Below are 17,382 nucleotides of genomic sequence, written 5' to 3' on the forward strand. Positions count from 1 at the left end.
GCGCAAAGTCCGCCGGTCAGGGCTCCCAGGAGTAGCCCAGCAGCCGGATCCCCTCGACCCCGCGCGCGGCGGCCTCCTCCGAGCTCACCTTGGTGACGCTGCCGTCCGCGTTGTCGATCACCAGCCAGTCGAGGTCCTTGCGGCGGGTGAAGCCCATGCTCTCGTAGAGGCGGTGGGCGGCGTGCATGGTGTCCATGGTGGACAGGACGATGCGCGGGGCGCCGCGCTCGACCGCCCGGTCCATCGCGGCGCGGGCGAGTTCGCGGCCGATCCCGCGGCCGCGCTCGATGGGTGACACCGCGAGCATGCGGAGCTCGTACTCCCCGTTGGTGGCGAGTTCGATGAAGGAGCTGCCGGGCGGCACGAGGGTGATGGTGCCCACGATGGATCCGGAGCCGGCGCCGTCGATCATGGCGAGCAGGTCGGCGTCGCGCGCGCGGGCACCCGCGTCCCGCAGCTGCGGGAGGTACGGATGCGCATGATCGACGAGCCCGTCGGCGAGGTAGGCGAGGGCGGTGAGCTCTCCGATCTCCTGAAGTCGTGACTTCTCATCGGGAGCCACCACCCTCACCGATGTCACAGGGGACCCTCCCGACCCTCGGGCCGCCGGTCCCAGTGGGGCGTCGACGTCGACGACGGCGTCCCTTCGCTGGGGTCCGGCTCCTGTCCGGTGGGTCCGCGACCCGCGGCCGGGTCGGGGTGGTGGGGCTCCGGTGGCGTGTGCTCCCGGCCGCGCCGCATCGCGTTGACGACGAGCATGACGACGACGGCCAGGGCAGCGAGACCGGCGACGATGCCGATGATCCCGGTGGTGTCCATGACTCCTCCAGAAGACTCCGCTGAGTCTCCACCTTCAGGGTACGCGCGACCGCTCCCCGGGACCACAGCGCTCCGCCCGATCGCCCAGGGACGATGCACGGGCCGGGTGGGGCGCGAACACTCCAGGGACGACGCCCGCCTGGGCCCCTACTCGCCCAGGGCCTCCGGGCCACCCTCGAGCAGCCGCCCGAATGCGGCCTCGTCGAGCACGCGCACGCCCAGGTCCTCCGCCTTGGCGAGCTTCGAGCCGGCGTTCGCCCCGGCGACCACGAAGTCGGTCTTCTTGGAGACGGACCCCGACGGCTTGCCGCCGCGCGACGCGATCGCCTCCTTGACGGACTCGCGCGTGTAGCCCTCGAAGGAGCCGGTGGCGACGATGGTGAGGCCCTCGAGGGTCCGCGCGACGGACTCGTCGCGCTCGTCGACCATGCGCACGCCGGCGGCGGCCCAGCGCTCGACGATGTCGACGTGCCAGGGCACCTCGAACCACGCGCGCACGGACTCGGCGATGGTGGGACCCACGCCGTCGATGGCCGCGAGCCGCTCCTCGGAGGCCTCGCGGATGGCGTCCATGGACCCGAACTCGGCCGCGAGCGCGCGCGCCGAGACCGGCCCCACGTGCCGGATCGACAGGGACACGAGCACGCGCCACAGCGGCTGCGCCTTGGCCTTCTGGAGCTCCTCGAGCAGCGTGAGCGCCTGCTGGGAGGGCTCGACGACGGTGACGTCCTTGCGCAGCCCGGCCTTGCGCCGCTCGGCCGCCGTCATCCCGGCCGCCTCCGGCGGGTAGTCGAGACGGGTCTTCTGGAAGGGGGCGCGCCGCCGCTCGGCGCCGTCGTCGTCGACCTTGGGCAGTCCGGTCTCCGCGTCGCGGACCACCACCTCGATGGGCACCAGGTCCTCGAGGGCGAGGTCGAACAGCCCCGCCTCGGTGCGCAGCGGCGGCACCTCCGGCACGGCCGGCTGCGTGAGCGCGGCCGCGGTCACCTCGCCCAGCGCCTCGATATCGAGGCCGCCGCGCGAGCCCACGTGCTCGAGCCGGCCGCGCACCTGCGCGGGGCACGACTCGGCGTTGGGGCAGCGCAGGTCCACGTCGCCCTCCTTCATGGCCCGCAGCTCCGTGCCGCACTCGGGGCACTCGGCGGGCATGACGAACTCCGCGCGCGGGTACCCGTCGCCCTCGGCCGCCGGCACGGGCCCCAGGATCTCGGGGATGACGTCGCCGGCCTTGCGCAGCACCACCACGTCGCCCAGGCGCACGCCCTTGGCGCGGACCACGTCCTGGTTGTGCAGCGTCGCCGAACGCACGGTGGACCCCGCGACGGCCACCGGCTCCATCACCGCGTACGGCGTCGCACGCCCGGTGCGCCCCACGCCCACCCGGATCTCGAGCAGCCGCGTGTGCACCTCCTCCGGCGGGAACTTGTACGCGAGCGCCCACCGCGGCGCCCGGCTGGTGCTGCCCAGCCGGCGCTGCGCGTCGCGCGCGTCCACCTTGAGCACCGCGCCGTCGATCTCGTGCACCAGGTCGTGCCGGCGGCGCTCCAGGTCGCGCAGGTAGGCGGCGACCTCGTCGAGCCCGGTCACCACGCGCGCGTGCTCGCTCACGGGCAGGCCCCAGTCCGCGAGCATCGCGTACACGCCGTGCTGGGTCTCGGCCCGCGGGTCCGGCTCGACCGCGCCCCACTCGAGCGCGCCGAGCGCATAGGTGGTGACCGCGAGCGGGCGCACCACCTTGTCGACCTCCTTGAGCTCCACGCCCGGCTCGGGCGCCTTGCGCCGCAGCGATCCCGCCGCGGTGTTGCGCGGGTTCGCGTACGGAGTGAACTCCCGCGTCGACGCCCGCCCCCGCCGCTCCAGCGCGAGGGCCACGTCCCGCTCGTGCGCCTCCCGCAACCGCTCGTTGAGCGCGGCGAACTCGGCGACCGGCATGAACACCTCGCCGCGCACCTCGACCAGGTCGGGCACGCGCTCCCCCGCGAGACGCGACGCCACGCCCGCGACGTGGCCCACGTTGTGGGTGACGATCTCCCCCGTGGTCCCGTCGCCGCGCGTCACCGCGCGCACCAGCTCGCCGCGCTCGTAGGTCAGCGAGATGGACAGCCCGTCGATCTTGGGCTCGCACACCAGCGGCTGCTCCCCCGCGTCGTCGACGACGCGCGCCAGCCACGCCTCCACGTCCTCGAGCGAGAACGCGTTGTCCAGGCTCATCATCCGCTCGCGGTGAAGGTAGGTGGTGAGCTCCTCCGACGCCTCGCCGCCCACGGTCTGGGTGGGGCTCTCGGGCGTCACCAGCTCCGGATACGCGGCCTCGATCTCGCGCAGCTCGCGCTCGAGCGCGTCGTAGTCCGCGTCGGAGACGGTGGGCGCGTTCTCCACGTAATACGCGTGGCGGTGGGCCTCGATGTCCTGGACGAGCTCCTGGTGGCGGGCGCGGGGGTCGGTCACGCGCCCCACTATCCCACCTCGCTCCGCCCCTCCCGACGCGCGCCGCACCCCGCTAGCCTGGCACCCATGCGTCCCCGCCACGGCCTCACGACAGGCGCGGCCGTCGCCGCGCTCGCCCTCCTCGCCGCGTGCACCCCGACTCCCTCCACCCCGGCGACGGGGGACGATGCGGCGACCGGCGCATCGTCCACCCGCCAGGAGGCGGTGGTCGCCCAGGGCACCCCGGCCCCCGCCCCCAGCGCGGGCGTCGAGGTGGTGCCCGCGAACCCGTACGAGAGGCCCGCGTGGCTGCACACCGTGCCGCTCGAGGTCACCGAGAACGGCCTCGCGGAGCCCGTCGACACCCCGGAGGAGCTGCGCGACCGCCGGCTCGAGCCGCGCCCGGGCGCCCATCCGGACCCGGAGTCCGACGACTGGTTCGTGGAGATCACGGACGTGCCGGAGGACGTGCTCGCGCGGTCGTCGTGGCACGACGAGTGCCCCATCGCCGCCGAGGACCTCGCCTACGTGGTGATGCCGTTCTGGGGCTTCGACGAGCAGCCGCACACCGGCGAGATGGTGATCGCGGCGGAGCACGCCGAGGCCGTCGCGGGCGTGTTCGCGCTCATGTACGAGCGCCGCTTCCCCATCGAGGAGATGCGTGTCACCACCGTCGACGAGGTGGGCGGCACCCACTATGGCGACCTCAACGTCACCATCGCGTTCGAGTGCCGTCAGGTGACCGGCGGCTTCGAGGCGTGGTCCGAGCACGCCAAGGGCGTCGCGATCGACATCAACCCATTCCAGAACCCGTTCTTCCGCGACGGGTTCGTGTTCCCCGAGCTCGCCTCGGCCTACCTCGACCGGTCGTGGCTGCGGCCGGGCATGATCGAGACGCACATGGCGATCGTCGCGGCCTTCGAGGAGATCGGCTGGTCCTGGGGCGGGTCGTGGGACCACCTGGACGACTGGATGCACTTCTCCGCGTCCGGCCTGTAGCGGCGGCGCGCCTCCCCACCCGGCCCCACGCCTCCCCACCCGGCCCCGCACACGACGGAGGGGACGATGCGTGCCAGATTTCGCATCGTCCCCTCCGAAGGCTGTGGCTAGACGGCGAGGGCCGCCTCGAAGCCGGCGTTGATCGCGTCGCCCACCTTGGCGGGCTGGACGCAGTCGCCCACGGCGACCACGTTGTCGCGGCCCGCGAGGGCCTCGACCAGGGCGGTCGCGGGACGCACGCCGAACGCGTTGATCACCGTGTCGGCGGCGATGTGCACCGGGCCGTCGGGGCCCTCGACCTTGACGCCGGTCGCGTCGACCTCGGTGACGCGGCGGCCGGTGATGAGGGTGACGTTCTGGGCGGCGAGGTCGCGCAGCAGGGTGATGCGGTTGATCATGAGGAGGTCCTCGGCGATGCCGTCCTTCATCTCCACCATGGTGACCGAGTGGCCCTTCTCCGCCATCTCGAGGGCGAAGTCGGCGCCCGACAGGCCACCGCCGCACACCACGATGCGCTTGCCCAGCTCCGCGCCCAGGTGGGCGTCGATCACGTCGATGACGTTGTCGCCGTCGAGGCCCGGGATCGGGGGCACGAGCGGGGTGGAGCCGGTGGCGAGGATCACCTGGTCGGCGTCGGCGAGCTCGGGCGAGTCCGCCGAGATCTCCGTGCCCAGGTGGATGTTCACCGGCAGCTTCGCGAGCTGGCGCTCCCACCAGAAGATCATGGAGCGCAGCTCCTTCTTGAACTCCGGGGTCGCGGCGGGCCACAGGACGCCGCCCAGCTGCTGGGACTTCTCGTAGACGTCCACGGTGTGGCCGCGCAGGGCGGCGACGCGGGCGGCCTCGAGGCCGGCGGGGCCGGCGCCCACGATCGCGACCCTCTTGGGCTGCTCGACCGGGGCGAGCTCGCGGCGCTCGAGCTCGAGGCCCACCACCGGGTTGACGGCACAGCCGAGCGCCTTGCCCACGAACGCGTTGCCCACGCACAGCTGGTTGCAGCGGATGCAGGGGCGGATGTCCTCGCGGCGGCCCTCGGCGAGCTTGAGCGCCCACTCCGGGTCCGCGATGAGGGCGCGGCCGATTCCGGCGAAGTCCATCTCGCCCGTGGCGATGGCCGACTCGGCGCGCTCCGGCGTGAGGTTGCCGCAGCCCAGGACCGGGATGCCCAGGTTCTCCTTGAACATGCGGACGGAGCCCATCATGCAGTTGTCGCCCAGGTAGTACGGCGGGAAGACGTAGTCCATGGCCTCATACGAGCCCTCGTCGATCATGAGCAGGTCCAGGCCGGCGGCCTCGAGCTGCTTCGCGATCTCGAGCGACTCGGCCGGGGTGCGGCCGCCCTCGAAGTGGTGGTCGACGGACAGGCGGAAGCTCACGGGCAGTCCGGGCGCGCCCTCCTTGACCGCCCGGATGATCTCCGCGGCGAAGCGGCAGCGGTTCTCGACGGAGCCGCCGTACTCGTCCTCGCGGCGGTTCCACGCGGGCGAGAGGAACTGGTCGATGACGTAGCCGGTGTGGCCGTGGATGTCGATCGCGTCGATGCCGGCCTTGTAGCAGCGCTCGGCCGCCTCCTTGAAGCGCTGGACGATGACCTTGATCTCGTCGGTCGCCAGCGGGCGGCACTTGACGTTCGGGTCGAGCCAGTGCGGGTTGTCCGAGGCGGAGATGGGCAGGCGCTCGGGGTCGATGTTGTTGATGTTGCGGCCCAGGCCGGCGGTGAGCTGGACCGAGACGGCGCCGCCGCGGGCGTGGAACGCCTCCGCGAGCCTGGTGAGGCCGGGGATCGCGGCGTCGGTGTCGACGCGGCCCAGGCCCTCGTTGATGACCTCGTAGTCGTCGGTCACGGCGTTGATGCCGGTGCACACCAGGCCGGCGCCGGCGGAGCGCTCGGCGTAGTAGGCGATCTCGCGGTCGGTGAGGTGACCGTGGTGGTCGCCCATCTCGGTGCCCATCGGCACCATGACGACGCGGTTGCGCAGCTCGAGGCTGCCGAGCTTCACGGGCTCGAGGACGTGGGCGAATGCGTTGCTCATTCGAGGCTCCTTGGAGAGGGTGATGACGTCACCATTGACGGATTTATTGACCATATGCCCAATAGCGGCGGAGAGGCGGGACCTTGGTCCCCACCGCGGGGCCTGCGCGAGCCCGGTGCCGGGCCGCAGACGGCGCGGACGTGTCACTTCTCCGCCGCTCCGCGAATTCATGCACGATGCACGGCCCGGTTCGCGCCCGAAGCCCTCCGTGCATCGTGCATGAATTCGCGTAGGCACGCGAACGCAACCATCCTGCCCGCGCCGCCCCCGCGATCCACGCCTTCTCGGTCATGACCGGCATGCTGCGCGGCTTCGCCCTGCCGCCCAAGGAAACGGGACGATGCGCGCGGTCCCGCCCGAGCATCGTCCCCTCCTACTAGCCTGGGCACCATGACCGCACCCATTGATTGCACCGGTACGTCCGCCTGGGCCGAGCTCGAGTCGCACAAGGCGAGCTTCACCCCCGATCTGCGCGGCTGGTTCGCCGCCGACCCGACCCGCGTCGAGCGCTTCTCGCTCCCGCTGGCCGACCTCCACGTGGACCTGTCCAAGAACCTCATCACCGACGAGATCCTCGCCTCGCTGGTCAAGCTCGCCGAGCAGACCGGCGTGGCCGACCGCTACGCCGCGATGCTCGCCGGCGAGCACATCAACACCACCGAGGACCGCGCCGTCCTCCACACCGCGCTGCGCCGCCCGGCCGGCATGGAGCCCGCGCTCACCGTCGACGGCCAGGACGTCGACACCGACGTGCAGTCTGTCCTGAGCGCGATCGACGCCTTCGCGACCCGCGTGCGCGACGGCGAGTGGAGGGGCGTCACCGGCAAGACCGTGACGCACATCGTCAACATCGGCATCGGCGGCTCGGACCTGGGCCCGGTCATGGTCTACGAGGCGCTCGAGCCGTACGCGACCGCGGGCATCGAGGCGCGCTTCGTCTCCAACATCGACCCCACGGACATGGGCCAGAAGGTCAAGGGCCTCGACCCCGAGACCACCCTGTTCATCGTCGCGTCGAAGACCTTCACCACGCTCGAGACCCTCACCAACGCGCGCCTCGCCCGCACGTGGCTGTGGGACGCGCTGGCGGCCGCCGGCGTCGACCTCGCCTCGGACGAGGCCAAGTCCAACGCCGTGGCCCACCACTTCGTCGCCGTGTCGACCGCGCTGGACAAGGTCGAGGCGTTCGGCATCGACCCGACCAACGCGTTCGGCTTCTGGGACTGGGTGGGCGGCCGCTACTCGGTCGACTCGGCCATCGGCCTGTCGCTCGCGATCGCGCTGGGCCCGGACACCTTCCGCGAGCTGCTCGCCGGCTTCCACGCCGTGGACCGCCACGTCGCCGAGACCCCGCTCGAGAAGAACGTGCCCGTCCTCATGGGCCTGCTCAACGTCTGGTACGTCAACTTCCTCGACGCCCAGTCGCACGCGGTGCTCCCCTACGCGCAGCAGCTGCACCGCTTCGCGGCCTACCTCCAGCAGCTCACCATGGAGTCCAACGGCAAGTCCGTCCGCTGGGACGGCACCCCGGTGAACTGCGAGACCGGCGAGATCTTCTGGGGCGAGCCCGGCACCAACGGCCAGCACGCCTTCTACCAGCTGATCCACCAGGGCACCAAGCTCATCCCGGCGGACTTCATCGCGGTGGTCAACCCCGCGTACCCGCTCGAGGACGGCGGCCAGGACGTCCACGCGCTGTTCCTCGCGAACTACCTCGCGCAGACCAAGGCGCTCGCGTTCGGCAAGACCGCGGAGGAGGTCGAGGCCGAGGGCACCACCGGTGCCCTGGTCGCCGCCCGCACCTTCGCCGGCAACAAGCCGACCACGTCGATCTTCGCGCCGTCGCTCACCCCGTCCGTGGTGGGCCAGCTGATCGCGCTGTACGAGCACATCACCTTCACGCAGTCCGTGGTGTGGGGCATCAACGCGTTCGACCAGTGGGGCGTCGAGCTGGGCAAGAAGCTCGCGCTCGAGATCGCGCCGGCCATCGAGGGCGACGACGCGGCGCTGTCCGCGCAGGACGCCTCGACCCAGGCGCTCATCGCCTACTACCGGGCGAACCGCAAGTAGTCCCCTACCAAGGGACGATGCGGGGGCCGGGTCCGGTGCGACCCGGCCCCTTGCGCGTCCGGGCGGGGACCGTCAGGCGGCGCGGGTGAGCGCGCCGAGCGCGACCGACACCATGGCGGCGAAGGTCTTCTCGCGCTCGTCGGCGTCGAGGTACTCGCCCTTGACCACGTGGTCCGAGACCGTGCCGACCATGAGCGCCTCGACGCCCTCGGCCGCGGCCACGGCGTACAGGCCCGCCGCCTCCATCTCGACCGCGAGGGTGCCGTAGGCAGCCAGGCGCGGCACCAGCGTCTCGTCCGGGTGGTAGAACGCGTCCGAGGTCAGCACCGGGCCCACCCGCAGGGCCGTGCCCGCCTCGTCGGCGTGGTCGGCCGCCGCACGCAGCAGCGCGAACGACGGGGCGTGGGAGTAGTGGACGCCGGGGATCCGGTGCGCCGTCATGGCGGAGTCGGTGTGGGCCGCGGAGGCCGCCACCACGTCGCCGAGCTGGAGGTCCATATGGATGCCGCCCACGGTGCCCACGCGCAACAGGCGCCTCACGCCGTAGTGGCGGATCAGCTCCGTGGTGTAGATGGTCGCCGAGGGCATGCCCATGCCGGTCGCCATCACCGACATCGGTCGACCCTGGTAGGTGCCCGTGTAGCCCAGGATGCCGCGCACCTCGGTCACGAGCGCCGCATCGTCCAAGAAGGTCTCGGCGATGCGGGTCGCGCGCCGGGGATCGCCGGGCAGCAGGATGTCGGGAGCGAAGGCGCCGTCGGGCGCGGAGATGTGCGGCGTGGCCATGCGGTCGAGCCTAGAGGTCGGCCTCGCCGCGAACCAGCACGTCCGCCGCGCCTCCCACCCAGACCTCGCCGTCGGCGACGGAGATGCGCACCCGGCCGTCCCGGCCCAGGGCCGTGCCCTGCCGCGCGGTGTACGGGGCGTCGACCAGCCCCTCCGCCAGCAGCCACTGCGCGACGGAGGCGTTGAGGCTGCCGGTCACGGGATCCTCGCGCAGCCCGTGCCCCACGGGGAAGAAGGCGCGGACCTCGATGGCGGGGTCGCGCTCGTCGTAGGCGCCCACCACGCCCAGGTACCAGGGCGCCGGCCGCGCCGCCATGTCCGGGCGCACCGCGAGCACCTCGTCGACTCCGGACAGCATCACCCCGATCCACCCGGGGCCGTTGTCGGCCCAGGCCGCGGCGACCACCGCGCGGCGGTCCACGCCCAGCACGGCGCACACGTCCGCCAGGGTCTCCTCGTCGAGCGGCCCCCCGCGGCGCAGCGGGGGCGCCGCGAACGCGAGCGCCTCGCCGTCGCGACGCACGGCGACGATCCCCACGCCGCACTCCTGCCGGATCACGCCGGGATCGCGGGGCACGCCTCCCGCGTCGAGCCAGGCCCGCGCGGTGCCGAGCGTGGGGTGGCCGGCGAACGGCAACTCCTCCTCCGGGGTGAAGATGCGCACGCGGTAGTCGGCCGCGGGATCGCGCGGCGCCAGCACGAACGTGGTCTCCGAGAGGTTGGTCCACGCCGCGAAGCGTCGCATCGCCGCGTCGTGGAGCCCGTCGGCGCCCAGGACGACGGCCACGGGGTTGCCGAGCCCCGGCTCCGCGCCGAAGACGTCTACCTGGCGGAACGGACGCGACATGCGCCCACGCTAACCCCGTTCGATGGCGGGGGGCGCGCCGAGCAGCACCCGGCACCGGCCCGCGACCTCGGGACCCACCACGAATTCGGCGAGCTCCCGGCGCGCGTCCACCACAGCCAGGCGCACCCCGTCATCCGTCTCCTCGTCGAGCAGCAGCGCGATGACCGTCGCGACCTTGGCCCGCCCGAGCGTGAGCATGACGATGGTGCCGGGCGCGAGCAGCACGGTGCCCAGCACGTAGAGCGGCACGAGCCCCGCGATCGTGCCCGTGTAGTGCAGCTCGCGGATGGTGAGCGGAATCGCGACGACCGCGAAGAGCACGTGCAGCACCGCCCCGAACACGAGCCAGGGGCGCCTGCCCGGCCTCACGACCGCGACCCGACGCCCCTTGATGACCAGCGACCTCACGCTCAGCCTCCCCCGTCGGCAACCTCAGCCGGGGTCGACGCCTCGCGCCGACCCCTCCCTTGGCATCCAACGCCCTCAGGCGCGCGGTGTCCAGTGCAAAAATGCCGATAGGAGCTAGCGACCTGCGGCTCAGGCCCTGCGCTTGAGCATCGACTCGATGAGCAGGCCGGTGCGGATGAGCTCGACGTCGGAGCCGCGCGGGCCCACCATGCACAGCCCCACGGGCCCCTCGGGGGTTTCCATCACGGGCACCGAGAGCGCGGGGCGGCCCACCAGGCCCGCGATCGAGGTGAGCGACAGGGTCGCGGTGCGAAGCCGCTCGAGGACGTCGGGGTCGGCGTCGAGCGGGGGCGCTGCGGACGCCGCCGAGGGCAGGATCAGCAGGTCGTCGCCCAGGGCCTCGTCGATCGCGGCGGCGTGGCGATCGAGGTCCGCCAGGCCCGCCCGCTCGCGCTCGGGCGTGACGTCGCGAGCCCAGGCGAAGCGCGCCTCGACATCCGTCGCGAGCGTGCCGGGATGCCCCTCGACCCACGCGCCGTCGGCGCGCCAGGCCTCCGCCGACTGGGTGACGCGGAACGTGGCGAGCAGCTCCTCGAGCGGCGGCAGCTCGACGGTCTCGACGGGGCACCCGGCCTCGACGAGCGCGTCGATGGTGGCGTGGAACGCCTCGCGCACCTGGGGCGTGAGCGCGCGGGAGCAGCCGGGCGCGGTGAGCACGCGCGGACCGATCCCCACCGGCGCCTGCATGTCGAGCGTCGCGCGGGCCGCGGCCAGCAGCGTGTGACCGTCGCGCGTGAGCCAGCCGACCGCGTCGTAGCGCGGCGCGAGCGGCGCGACACCCTCGAGGCTGACCGCGCCGTGAGAGGTGCGCAGGCCCCACAGGCCCTGGTACGACGCGGGGACGCGGATCGAGCCCGCGGTGTCCGTCCCCAGGCCGATGCTCGCCTGGCCCAGCGCCACGGCCGCCGCCGGACCGGACGAGGAGCCACCGGGCACGCTTCCCGGTGCGGCGACGTTGGGCGGGGTGCCGTAGTCGGGGTTGAGGCCGGCGATCGAATAGGCGAACTGATCCGTCTGAGCGATGCCGAGCACCGCGGCGCCGTTCTCGACGAGTGCTCTCACCGCGGGCGCCGTCTCCGTTTCGACCGACGCCTCCTCGAGGTAGGCGCGCACCCCGACGCCCCTGCGCTGGCCCGCGACGGCGAAGAGGTCCTTGACGGCGACGGTCTCCCCCGCCACGCAGCCGTCCGACTCCCCCGGGATGAGCGGCGCGCCCAGCACCCGCCAGACGCGGGTGTCCATCGCGGGTGCGGGTGCGGTGAGGTGGGCGGCGAGGATGGTCCAGCGCTCGCCGCGGCCGCGCCACAGCTGCGTGAGCACGCCACGTCCGCCCCCGGCGGGGAGCACCACCGCGGTCGTGTGCCAGGTGTCCTCGCCGCAGCGGTGCGCGTGGATCTCGGCCAGGCGGCGGGGCGCCGCGCCTCCCCGGCGGCCCCGGAAGTGGTCGATCGCGTCGTGTCCGACGAGCAGGCCCGCGGCGTCGGCGCGCAGGGTGGCCGGACCGGGCTCGAAGAAGTCGGACAGGGCGTCGAGGTCGTCGGCCGCGAGCGCCTCCTCGTACGCGAGGATCGCCTCGACGAGGTCCGCCGGCGCGTCTCCGTGGACGCGCGGCCCGCTCATCGGACCACCCGGGCGGCGACCCGCCGCGGTTGCGTGAATCCACCCATCGCTCTCCCCCGATGGGGGCGACCTCGGGGTCGGCCGCCCGCCTGGCTCCGAGGGTACCGGCGCCCGGGCGCCCTCCCGACCACCCGCATCGGCCACCGAAGTCGACCACACCTGAGCGACACGCACTCAACTTTGACTTGAGCCCACGCCGCTCAAGTCTTATAGTGATCTCAGAGTTGAGCCGAGGCCGCTCAGGTCTTGGCCGCGACTCGCCGCGAGGGCAGGGCGCCCTCCGGCATCCATCTCTTGAGGAGGTCAGACATGGCACGAGAGGTCCTGCGTCGTTCGGTTCCGGCTGCCGCCGCGAGCCCCTGGTCGGACGACTTCACCCGCATGGTCCAGCAGTTCTTCGGGGACGCCGATGCGTCGCTCGCCGGGGCCTTCAGCCCCGCCCTCGACGTCGAGGAGACCGAGGACGGCTTCACCATGCACGTCGAGCTGCCGGGCGTGAAGCCCGAGGAGGTCGACGTCTCGCTCGAGGAGAACGTGCTCACCGTGTCCGGCAAGCGCGACTTCTACGACGAGAAGAACACGGACGGCTTCCGTCGCGTCGAGCGCCGGTTCGGGCGCTTCCACCGCGCGGTGCGCCTGCCCGACCGCGTCGACCCCGACAAGGTCGCCGCGTCGTACAAGGACGGGCTGCTGACGGTCACGGTCCCCAAGGCCGAGTCCGCCAAGCCGCGCCGCATCCAGGTCAGCTCCGACTGACGCGACCGGGCGCCGACGGATCGATGCCGGCGCCCGGCCCGCCCCCGGCGGACCGAGTCCGGGGACGCCACGAGGCCCCGAGGAGTCACCCCCCGACTCCTCGGGGCCTCGCTCGTCCCGCTAGCCGATCACCTCGTCGTCACCGTGCGCGGCATAGAACTCGCTCTGCCCGCGCAGCAGGTCGCGCATCGAGGTCCCCCGCGCGACGCCGTACACCGTCCCGGGGAAGTCGAGATCCTGCTGAATCGCCCACACCTCCTCGTGCCGGTCCGGCGGGAAGAGGGTCGCCGGGGTGCCGGCGGCGATCCATCCGATGGGCACCATCGTCCCCGCGGCAAGCGTCGTGTTGACCTGGACCACGCCGCGGATGCGGACCTCGCACCCGTCTCCGACGACCGCGCCGGGGAACACGGCGGCGCCCGTCGCGAGGAAGCACTCGGATCCGATGGTCGCGCCGTTGAGATGCGCGTGCGGTCCGACGACGACCGCGTCGCCGATGCTCACGTCGTGGCCGCGGCGCGCCTTGACCAGGGCGTTCTCCATCACGACCACGTCGGCGCCCAGCGTGACCTTGCCGTCCTCGGCGGTGATCACCGCGCCGTGCAGCACCCGCACGCCCGGCCCGAGCGTCACGTCGCCGCAGACCACCGCGGAGGCCGCGACGGTCGCGGTCGGATCGATGACCGGAACCTTCCCTCGATGCGAGACGATCATGCGGCCATGCTAGAAGGCGCGCACGGCGAGGGGCCGGACGATGCGCATCGTCCGACCCCTCGCGCGCCCCTCAGATCGCGGCCCACCCTCCGTCGGAGGGCAGGATGACGCCGTTGAGGTTGACGCCGTCGTCCGACAGCAGGAAGCAGATCGACGCGGCGAGCTGGTCGGGGGTGACCGGCGGGGGCAGGATCGCCATCGCCGTGCGCAGGCGGTCCATCGCCAGCTCGGAGCCGTAGCTCATCGTGTCGCCGATGTTGGTGGCCACCCCGCCGGGCGCGATCGCGTTGACGCGGAGTCCGTGGGGCGCGTACATGAACGACGAGCTCTTGGTGATGCCGACGACGGCGTGCTTGGACGCGGTGTACGCGACACCCGCCGCGGAGCCGCGGAGCGCCGCTTCAGAGGCGACATTGACGATCGATCCGCGTCGCCGCGGCAGCATGCGCTGGACGACCGCCCGGCTGAGCCGCATCACTCCGTCGACGTTGACGGCGAAGACCCGCTGCCACACCTCGTCGGACACCTCCCCCAGCGGTGTCATGTTGTCCATGATGCCGGCGACGTTGGCCAGCGCGTCGATGGTGTCGCCGGCCGCGTCGAGGACGCGCTCGATGTCCGCGGCCTTGGTGACGTCGGCCGTGACGACGGTGACGTCGAGCCCGTCGTGCTCGGCAGCGAAGTCCGCGAGCCGCTCCTGGGAGATGTCGAGCGCGATCACGCGGCCGCCCTCGCGGGCCACCCGCGAGGCGGTCGCGCGACCGATGCCGGACCCCGCCCCCGTCACGATCACCGTCTGGCCGGTGAACCGGCCCTCCGTGATTCGCTCGCGCCACGCGGGGGCGGGCGCCGGCGCGTCGGATTCCGGTGCAGGCTCGGGCTCCGCGACCTCGACGCCGTCGGCCTCCATCCGGCGGCGCGCCTCGGCGAGGACGCCGTCGACCATCTCCTGCGGAAAGCGCCCGCCGCCGCTCGCGACAACGGCTGCCATCGTCATCTGCATCGCGGGCGCAAGGCTGCTGGCGTCGGCCCCGCCCGCGGCAAGCGCGTCGCGCAGCGCGGCTCCCGCGTAAGGGTGGTCGAGCCAGGCGGCCACGGTGTCGTCGCCGCCCGGCAGTGCGAGCGAGGTGCTGGTGGGGGACATGCGTGCTCCTTCGTCGGGCGCGCCCCCGGCAACGGTCGAGCGACGCGCGGATCCGTGACCGGACTGCTCTGTCCGGTTGCTCCAGCCTATAGATTCGACGCATGAGCACCAAGCGCAATCGCGGGCCCGGTGCCGCGGCGGAGAACCGCGAGGCGCTGCTCGCGGCGGCGCGCGAGGCGTTCTCGGAGCACGGGGCCGGGGTGCCGCTGTCGACCATCGCGCGGAACGCCGGGGTGGGCCAGGCCGTGCTCTACCGCCATTTCCCCACCCGCGAGATGCTCGCCCACGCCGTGTTCGACCAGAACATGGCGCGGATCGAGGCGCTCGCCGCGACCCCCGACGCGGACATCCGCGAGGTCGCCGACCTGATCACCCACCAGATCGAGGGCATGGCCGCGGTCATCTCCCTCTTCGCCGCCGACGAGGACTCACCTCACCAACGCGAGCTGGTGACACGCATGCGCACGGCCCTGGACCCCGTGCTGGCGCGGGCGCGCGAGGCCGGGCAGGTCCGCACCGATGCGACCATCGACGAGCTGCTCACCGCGATCGGCATGGTGGCCGCGCTGGTCATGCGCTCCCCCGCCGCTCACCGGCACGACCGCGCCGAGCAGGCATGGCGCCTGATCGCGAGCGGGCTGGGGCCGCGGTAGTCCACCGCCCCGGCGGAGCGACATACGCTTGTCAAGATATGCGCTAGCGCGGATATCATCCCTCCCGTATACTTTGGCTCATGCGGTGGCGCGTCCAGTTCTCGGACGAGGTCCGGGAGTGGTACCTCGGTCTGCGCCCCGCGGACCAGGCGATCGCGGACCGCATCCTCGAGCGCCTGGCTTCCCAGGGGAACGACCTGCGTATGCCGCACTCGCGCTCGCTGGGCGCCGGGCTCTACGAGCTGCGCTTTCACTGCGAGAACGTCGCGCGACGCATCACCTACGTCGTCGATGTCGAACGCTCGGTCCTCACCCTCACCACCTTCCGCAAGCAGCGACTCAACGAACGCGCCGAGATCCTTCGTGCTCGCCGCGCAGCCCGCCAACGCCGATCCCAGGAGGAACGATGACCTCGAGCGACCGCACGACCGCATGGGAGTCCGTCCGGGACCAGGCCCTCGCCTCCATGACCGCGCCGGACCGCGCCGAGTACGACGCCTCGGCGATCGAGGCCGAGGCGCGCCTACAACTCGCCGAGATGGTGTACGAGGCGCGCGCCCGCTCGGGAATCTCCCAGACGGAACTCGCGAAGCGTGCCGGCACCAGCCAGAGCGTGATCTCCGCGATCGAGAACGGCGCCCAGGTTCCCGGGGGGCTCATGCTTGCACGGATCGCCCACGCGCTCGGCGGGTCACTGACGATCTCGAGCGCCGCGTAACCGCGCCCCGCCACATCACGCCGAGCGCGGGCACGACCATCCCGGACACGAGCGCGACGGGCGCCGACGGCGAGGTGCTGGACGTCCAAGCCCAGGACCTGGAGCCGTACGCCGGCTGACCGTCAGCGCGCGAGCGTCGCCTGCCCGAGCACCCTGGTCCCCTGGTAGACCACCACGGACTGGCCGGCGGCGACGCCGCGCATGGGCTCGGCGAGATCGACGACGAGGCGGTCGCCGTCCCGGGTGACCGTGGCCGATGCGGGGGCACCATGGGCGCGCACCTGGACCTGTGCGGGGGTGGGGCGGTCGCACGGGACATCGGGCGCGAGCCAGACGACGTCCACGCCGGCGAGAACGCGCACGCTCAGCAGCGTCTCGGGGCCGACGGTGACCACGTTGCGGGCGGTGTCGACGGCGGTGACGTAGCGCGGGGCGCCGTCGGACGCGGGGCGCGGGAGGCGCAGGCCCTTGCGCTGGCCCACCGTGAAGGCGTACGCACCCTGGTGCGCGCCCACGACCTCGCCCGACTCGTCGACGATCTCGCCGGGCCGCTCGCCCAGCGCACGGGTGAGGAAGCCCTTGGTGTCGCCGTCGGCGACGAAGCAGATGTCGTAGGAGTCGGGCTTGTTGGACACGCCCAGGCCGCGCGCGACGGCCTCGGCGCGGACCTCGGCCTTCGAGCGCGCGGTCCCGAGGGGGAACATCGACCGGGCGAGCCGGTCCGGCCCCATCACGGCGAGGACGTACGACTGGTCCTTGGCGGCGTCCGCGGCGCGGTGGAGCTCGCGCGATCCGTCGTCGCGGACGTCGATGCGCGCGTAGTGGCCGGTGCAGACCGCGTCGAAGCCGAGCGCCATCCCGCGCTCGAGCAGGGTGTCGAACTTGATGTGCTCGTTGCAGCGCACGCACGGGTTGGGGGTGCGTCCGGCCTCGTATTCGGCGAGGAAGTCCGTCACGACCGTGTCGTGGAACTCCTCGGAGAGGTCCCACACGTAGTACGGGATGCCCAGGTGGTCGGCGGCGCGGCGGGCGTCGTTGGCGTCCTCGATCGAGCAGCAGCCGCGCGAGCCCGTGCGGTGCTCGGCGCGGGTGCGCGAGAGCGCCATGTGCACGCCGACCACGTCGTGTCCCGCGTCGACCGCGCGCGCGGCGGCGACGGCGGAGTCGACTCCGCCCGAGAGCGCCGCGAGAACTTTCACCCGTCAAGGGTACGCGGCGCATCACCTGTCCACACGCGACCGACAACCAGCTACCCGTGGCGCGCAGCGACTCGCGGAAAGCGACCACCACCTACCCATTCGGGGCTTGGTGTGTGGAGGGGTGACGGG

Annotated in this window: 17 protein-coding genes; 6 read left to right on the plus strand and 11 right to left on the minus strand. The window is 72.7% G+C overall.

The window, feature by feature from the left end; genetic code table 11:
• Nucleotides 1–16: 16 nt before the first annotated feature.
• The 3 genes from AOM03_RS05485 to ligA form a co-directional block, all read right to left on the minus strand.
• Nucleotides 17–562, minus strand: a complete 546-nt coding sequence (locus tag AOM03_RS05485; RefSeq protein WP_227589891.1) for a GNAT family N-acetyltransferase — start codon at nt 560–562, stop codon at nt 17–19.
• Between the two features lie 14 nt (nt 563–576).
• The gene (locus tag AOM03_RS05490; RefSeq protein WP_062378953.1) at nt 577–819 is read right to left on the minus strand and encodes a hypothetical protein; all 243 of its coding nucleotides are present in this window, start codon (nt 817–819) and stop codon (nt 577–579) included.
• 147 nt (nt 820–966) lie between these two features.
• The gene (ligA, locus tag AOM03_RS05495) at nt 967–3,267 is read right to left on the minus strand and encodes an NAD-dependent DNA ligase LigA (protein ID WP_227589892.1); all 2,301 of its coding nucleotides are present in this window, start codon (nt 3,265–3,267) and stop codon (nt 967–969) included.
• Nucleotides 3,268–3,333: 66 nt separating this feature from the next.
• On the opposite strand from ligA, the gene AOM03_RS05500 reads away from it, so the two are divergent.
• Complete coding sequence (locus tag AOM03_RS05500; protein ID WP_227589893.1) at nt 3,334–4,245, plus strand: M15 family metallopeptidase; 912 nt, start codon at nt 3,334–3,336, stop codon at nt 4,243–4,245.
• 107 nt (nt 4,246–4,352) lie between these two features.
• On the opposite strand, the gene AOM03_RS05505 is transcribed toward AOM03_RS05500, so the two are convergent.
• Nucleotides 4,353–6,278: an oxidoreductase gene (locus tag AOM03_RS05505; protein WP_062378957.1), complete on the minus strand. Its 1,926-nt coding sequence runs from the start codon at nt 6,276–6,278 to the stop codon at nt 4,353–4,355.
• Between the two features lie 390 nt (nt 6,279–6,668).
• Here AOM03_RS05505 and pgi point away from each other — a divergent pair, with 390 nt between their 5' ends.
• Entirely contained in the window at nt 6,669–8,348 is a 1,680-nt protein-coding gene (pgi, locus tag AOM03_RS05510) for a glucose-6-phosphate isomerase (protein ID WP_062378959.1), read from the plus strand.
• A 72-nt stretch (nt 8,349–8,420) separates the two neighbouring features.
• Here the strand turns inward: pgi and deoD are convergent, their stop codons facing one another.
• From deoD to AOM03_RS05530, 4 genes are all read right to left on the minus strand, one after another.
• On the minus strand, nt 8,421–9,134 hold the full coding sequence (deoD, locus tag AOM03_RS05515) for a purine-nucleoside phosphorylase (RefSeq protein ID WP_062378961.1): 714 nt from the start codon (nt 9,132–9,134) through the stop codon (nt 8,421–8,423).
• Between the two features lie 10 nt (nt 9,135–9,144).
• Nucleotides 9,145–9,981, minus strand: a complete 837-nt coding sequence (locus tag AOM03_RS05520) for a PhzF family phenazine biosynthesis protein (protein ID WP_062378963.1) — start codon at nt 9,979–9,981, stop codon at nt 9,145–9,147.
• 9 nt (nt 9,982–9,990) lie between these two features.
• Nucleotides 9,991–10,389, minus strand: coding sequence for a hypothetical protein (locus AOM03_RS05525; RefSeq protein ID WP_062378965.1), 399 nt, complete (start codon nt 10,387–10,389; stop codon nt 9,991–9,993).
• Nucleotides 10,390–10,518: 129 nt separating this feature from the next.
• Nucleotides 10,519–12,069 (minus strand): AtzH-like domain-containing protein, encoded by a 1,551-nt coding sequence (locus tag AOM03_RS05530; RefSeq protein ID WP_062378967.1) that lies wholly within the window; start codon nt 12,067–12,069, stop codon nt 10,519–10,521.
• Nucleotides 12,070–12,378: 309 nt separating this feature from the next.
• Here AOM03_RS05530 and AOM03_RS05535 point away from each other — a divergent pair, with 309 nt between their 5' ends.
• Nucleotides 12,379–12,825, plus strand: coding sequence for an Hsp20/alpha crystallin family protein (locus tag AOM03_RS05535; protein ID WP_062378969.1), 447 nt, complete (start codon nt 12,379–12,381; stop codon nt 12,823–12,825).
• Between the two features lie 120 nt (nt 12,826–12,945).
• Here the strand turns inward: AOM03_RS05535 and AOM03_RS05540 are convergent, their stop codons facing one another.
• The gene (locus tag AOM03_RS05540; protein WP_062378972.1) at nt 12,946–13,539 is read right to left on the minus strand and encodes a gamma carbonic anhydrase family protein; all 594 of its coding nucleotides are present in this window, start codon (nt 13,537–13,539) and stop codon (nt 12,946–12,948) included.
• Between the two features lie 70 nt (nt 13,540–13,609).
• Nucleotides 13,610–14,683 carry an SDR family NAD(P)-dependent oxidoreductase gene (locus AOM03_RS05545; RefSeq protein ID WP_062378974.1) on the minus strand — a complete coding sequence of 358 codons (1,074 nt, stop codon included), beginning with the start codon at nt 14,681–14,683 and terminating at the stop codon, nt 13,610–13,612.
• A 101-nt stretch (nt 14,684–14,784) separates the two neighbouring features.
• On the opposite strand from AOM03_RS05545, the gene AOM03_RS05550 reads away from it, so the two are divergent.
• From AOM03_RS05550 to AOM03_RS05560, 3 genes are all read left to right on the plus strand, one after another.
• Nucleotides 14,785–15,336 (plus strand): TetR/AcrR family transcriptional regulator, encoded by a 552-nt coding sequence (locus AOM03_RS05550; protein WP_062378976.1) that lies wholly within the window; start codon nt 14,785–14,787, stop codon nt 15,334–15,336.
• Between the two features lie 80 nt (nt 15,337–15,416).
• A complete protein-coding gene (locus AOM03_RS05555) occupies nt 15,417–15,746 on the plus strand; it encodes a type II toxin-antitoxin system RelE/ParE family toxin (RefSeq protein WP_062378978.1) in 330 nt (109 codons plus the stop codon).
• Complete coding sequence (locus AOM03_RS05560) at nt 15,743–16,054, plus strand: helix-turn-helix domain-containing protein (protein WP_062378981.1); 312 nt, start codon at nt 15,743–15,745, stop codon at nt 16,052–16,054. Before AOM03_RS05555 ends, AOM03_RS05560 begins: the two co-directional genes overlap by 4 nt.
• Before the next feature lie 122 nt (nt 16,055–16,176).
• On the opposite strand, the gene mnmA is transcribed toward AOM03_RS05560, so the two are convergent.
• Nucleotides 16,177–17,253: a tRNA 2-thiouridine(34) synthase MnmA gene (gene mnmA / locus AOM03_RS05565; RefSeq protein WP_062378984.1), complete on the minus strand. Its 1,077-nt coding sequence runs from the start codon at nt 17,251–17,253 to the stop codon at nt 16,177–16,179.
• Between the last annotated feature and the right edge of the window lie 129 nt (nt 17,254–17,382).

The organism is Demequina pelophila (assembly GCF_000971175.1).
GTDB lineage: Bacteria > Actinomycetota > Actinomycetes > Actinomycetales > Demequinaceae > Demequina > Demequina pelophila.

Bases quoted from the DNA above. Each gene is read 5' to 3' on its own strand.
- AOM03_RS05545 (WP_062378974.1), bottom strand. From the start codon at position 14,683: ATGTCCCCCACCAGCACCTCGCTCGCACTGCCGGGCGGCGACGACACC.
- AOM03_RS05540 (WP_062378972.1), bottom strand. From the start codon at position 13,539: ATGATCGTCTCGCATCGAGGGAAGGTTCCGGTCATCGATCCGACCGCG.
- AOM03_RS05530 (WP_062378967.1), bottom strand. From the start codon at position 12,069: ATGAGCGGGCCGCGCGTCCACGGAGACGCGCCGGCGGACCTCGTCGAG.
- AOM03_RS05560 (WP_062378981.1), top strand. From the start codon at position 15,743: ATGACCTCGAGCGACCGCACGACCGCATGGGAGTCCGTCCGGGACCAG.
- AOM03_RS05505 (WP_062378957.1), bottom strand. From the start codon at position 6,278: ATGAGCAACGCATTCGCCCACGTCCTCGAGCCCGTGAAGCTCGGCAGC.
- pgi (WP_062378959.1), top strand. From the start codon at position 6,669: ATGACCGCACCCATTGATTGCACCGGTACGTCCGCCTGGGCCGAGCTC.
- deoD (WP_062378961.1), bottom strand. From the start codon at position 9,134: ATGGCCACGCCGCACATCTCCGCGCCCGACGGCGCCTTCGCTCCCGAC.
- AOM03_RS05500 (WP_227589893.1), top strand. From the start codon at position 3,334: ATGCGTCCCCGCCACGGCCTCACGACAGGCGCGGCCGTCGCCGCGCTC.
- AOM03_RS05490 (WP_062378953.1), bottom strand. From the start codon at position 819: ATGGACACCACCGGGATCATCGGCATCGTCGCCGGTCTCGCTGCCCTG.
- AOM03_RS05550 (WP_062378976.1), top strand. From the start codon at position 14,785: ATGAGCACCAAGCGCAATCGCGGGCCCGGTGCCGCGGCGGAGAACCGC.
- AOM03_RS05535 (WP_062378969.1), top strand. From the start codon at position 12,379: ATGGCACGAGAGGTCCTGCGTCGTTCGGTTCCGGCTGCCGCCGCGAGC.
- AOM03_RS05520 (WP_062378963.1), bottom strand. From the start codon at position 9,981: ATGTCGCGTCCGTTCCGCCAGGTAGACGTCTTCGGCGCGGAGCCGGGG.
- AOM03_RS05555 (WP_062378978.1), top strand. From the start codon at position 15,417: ATGCGGTGGCGCGTCCAGTTCTCGGACGAGGTCCGGGAGTGGTACCTC.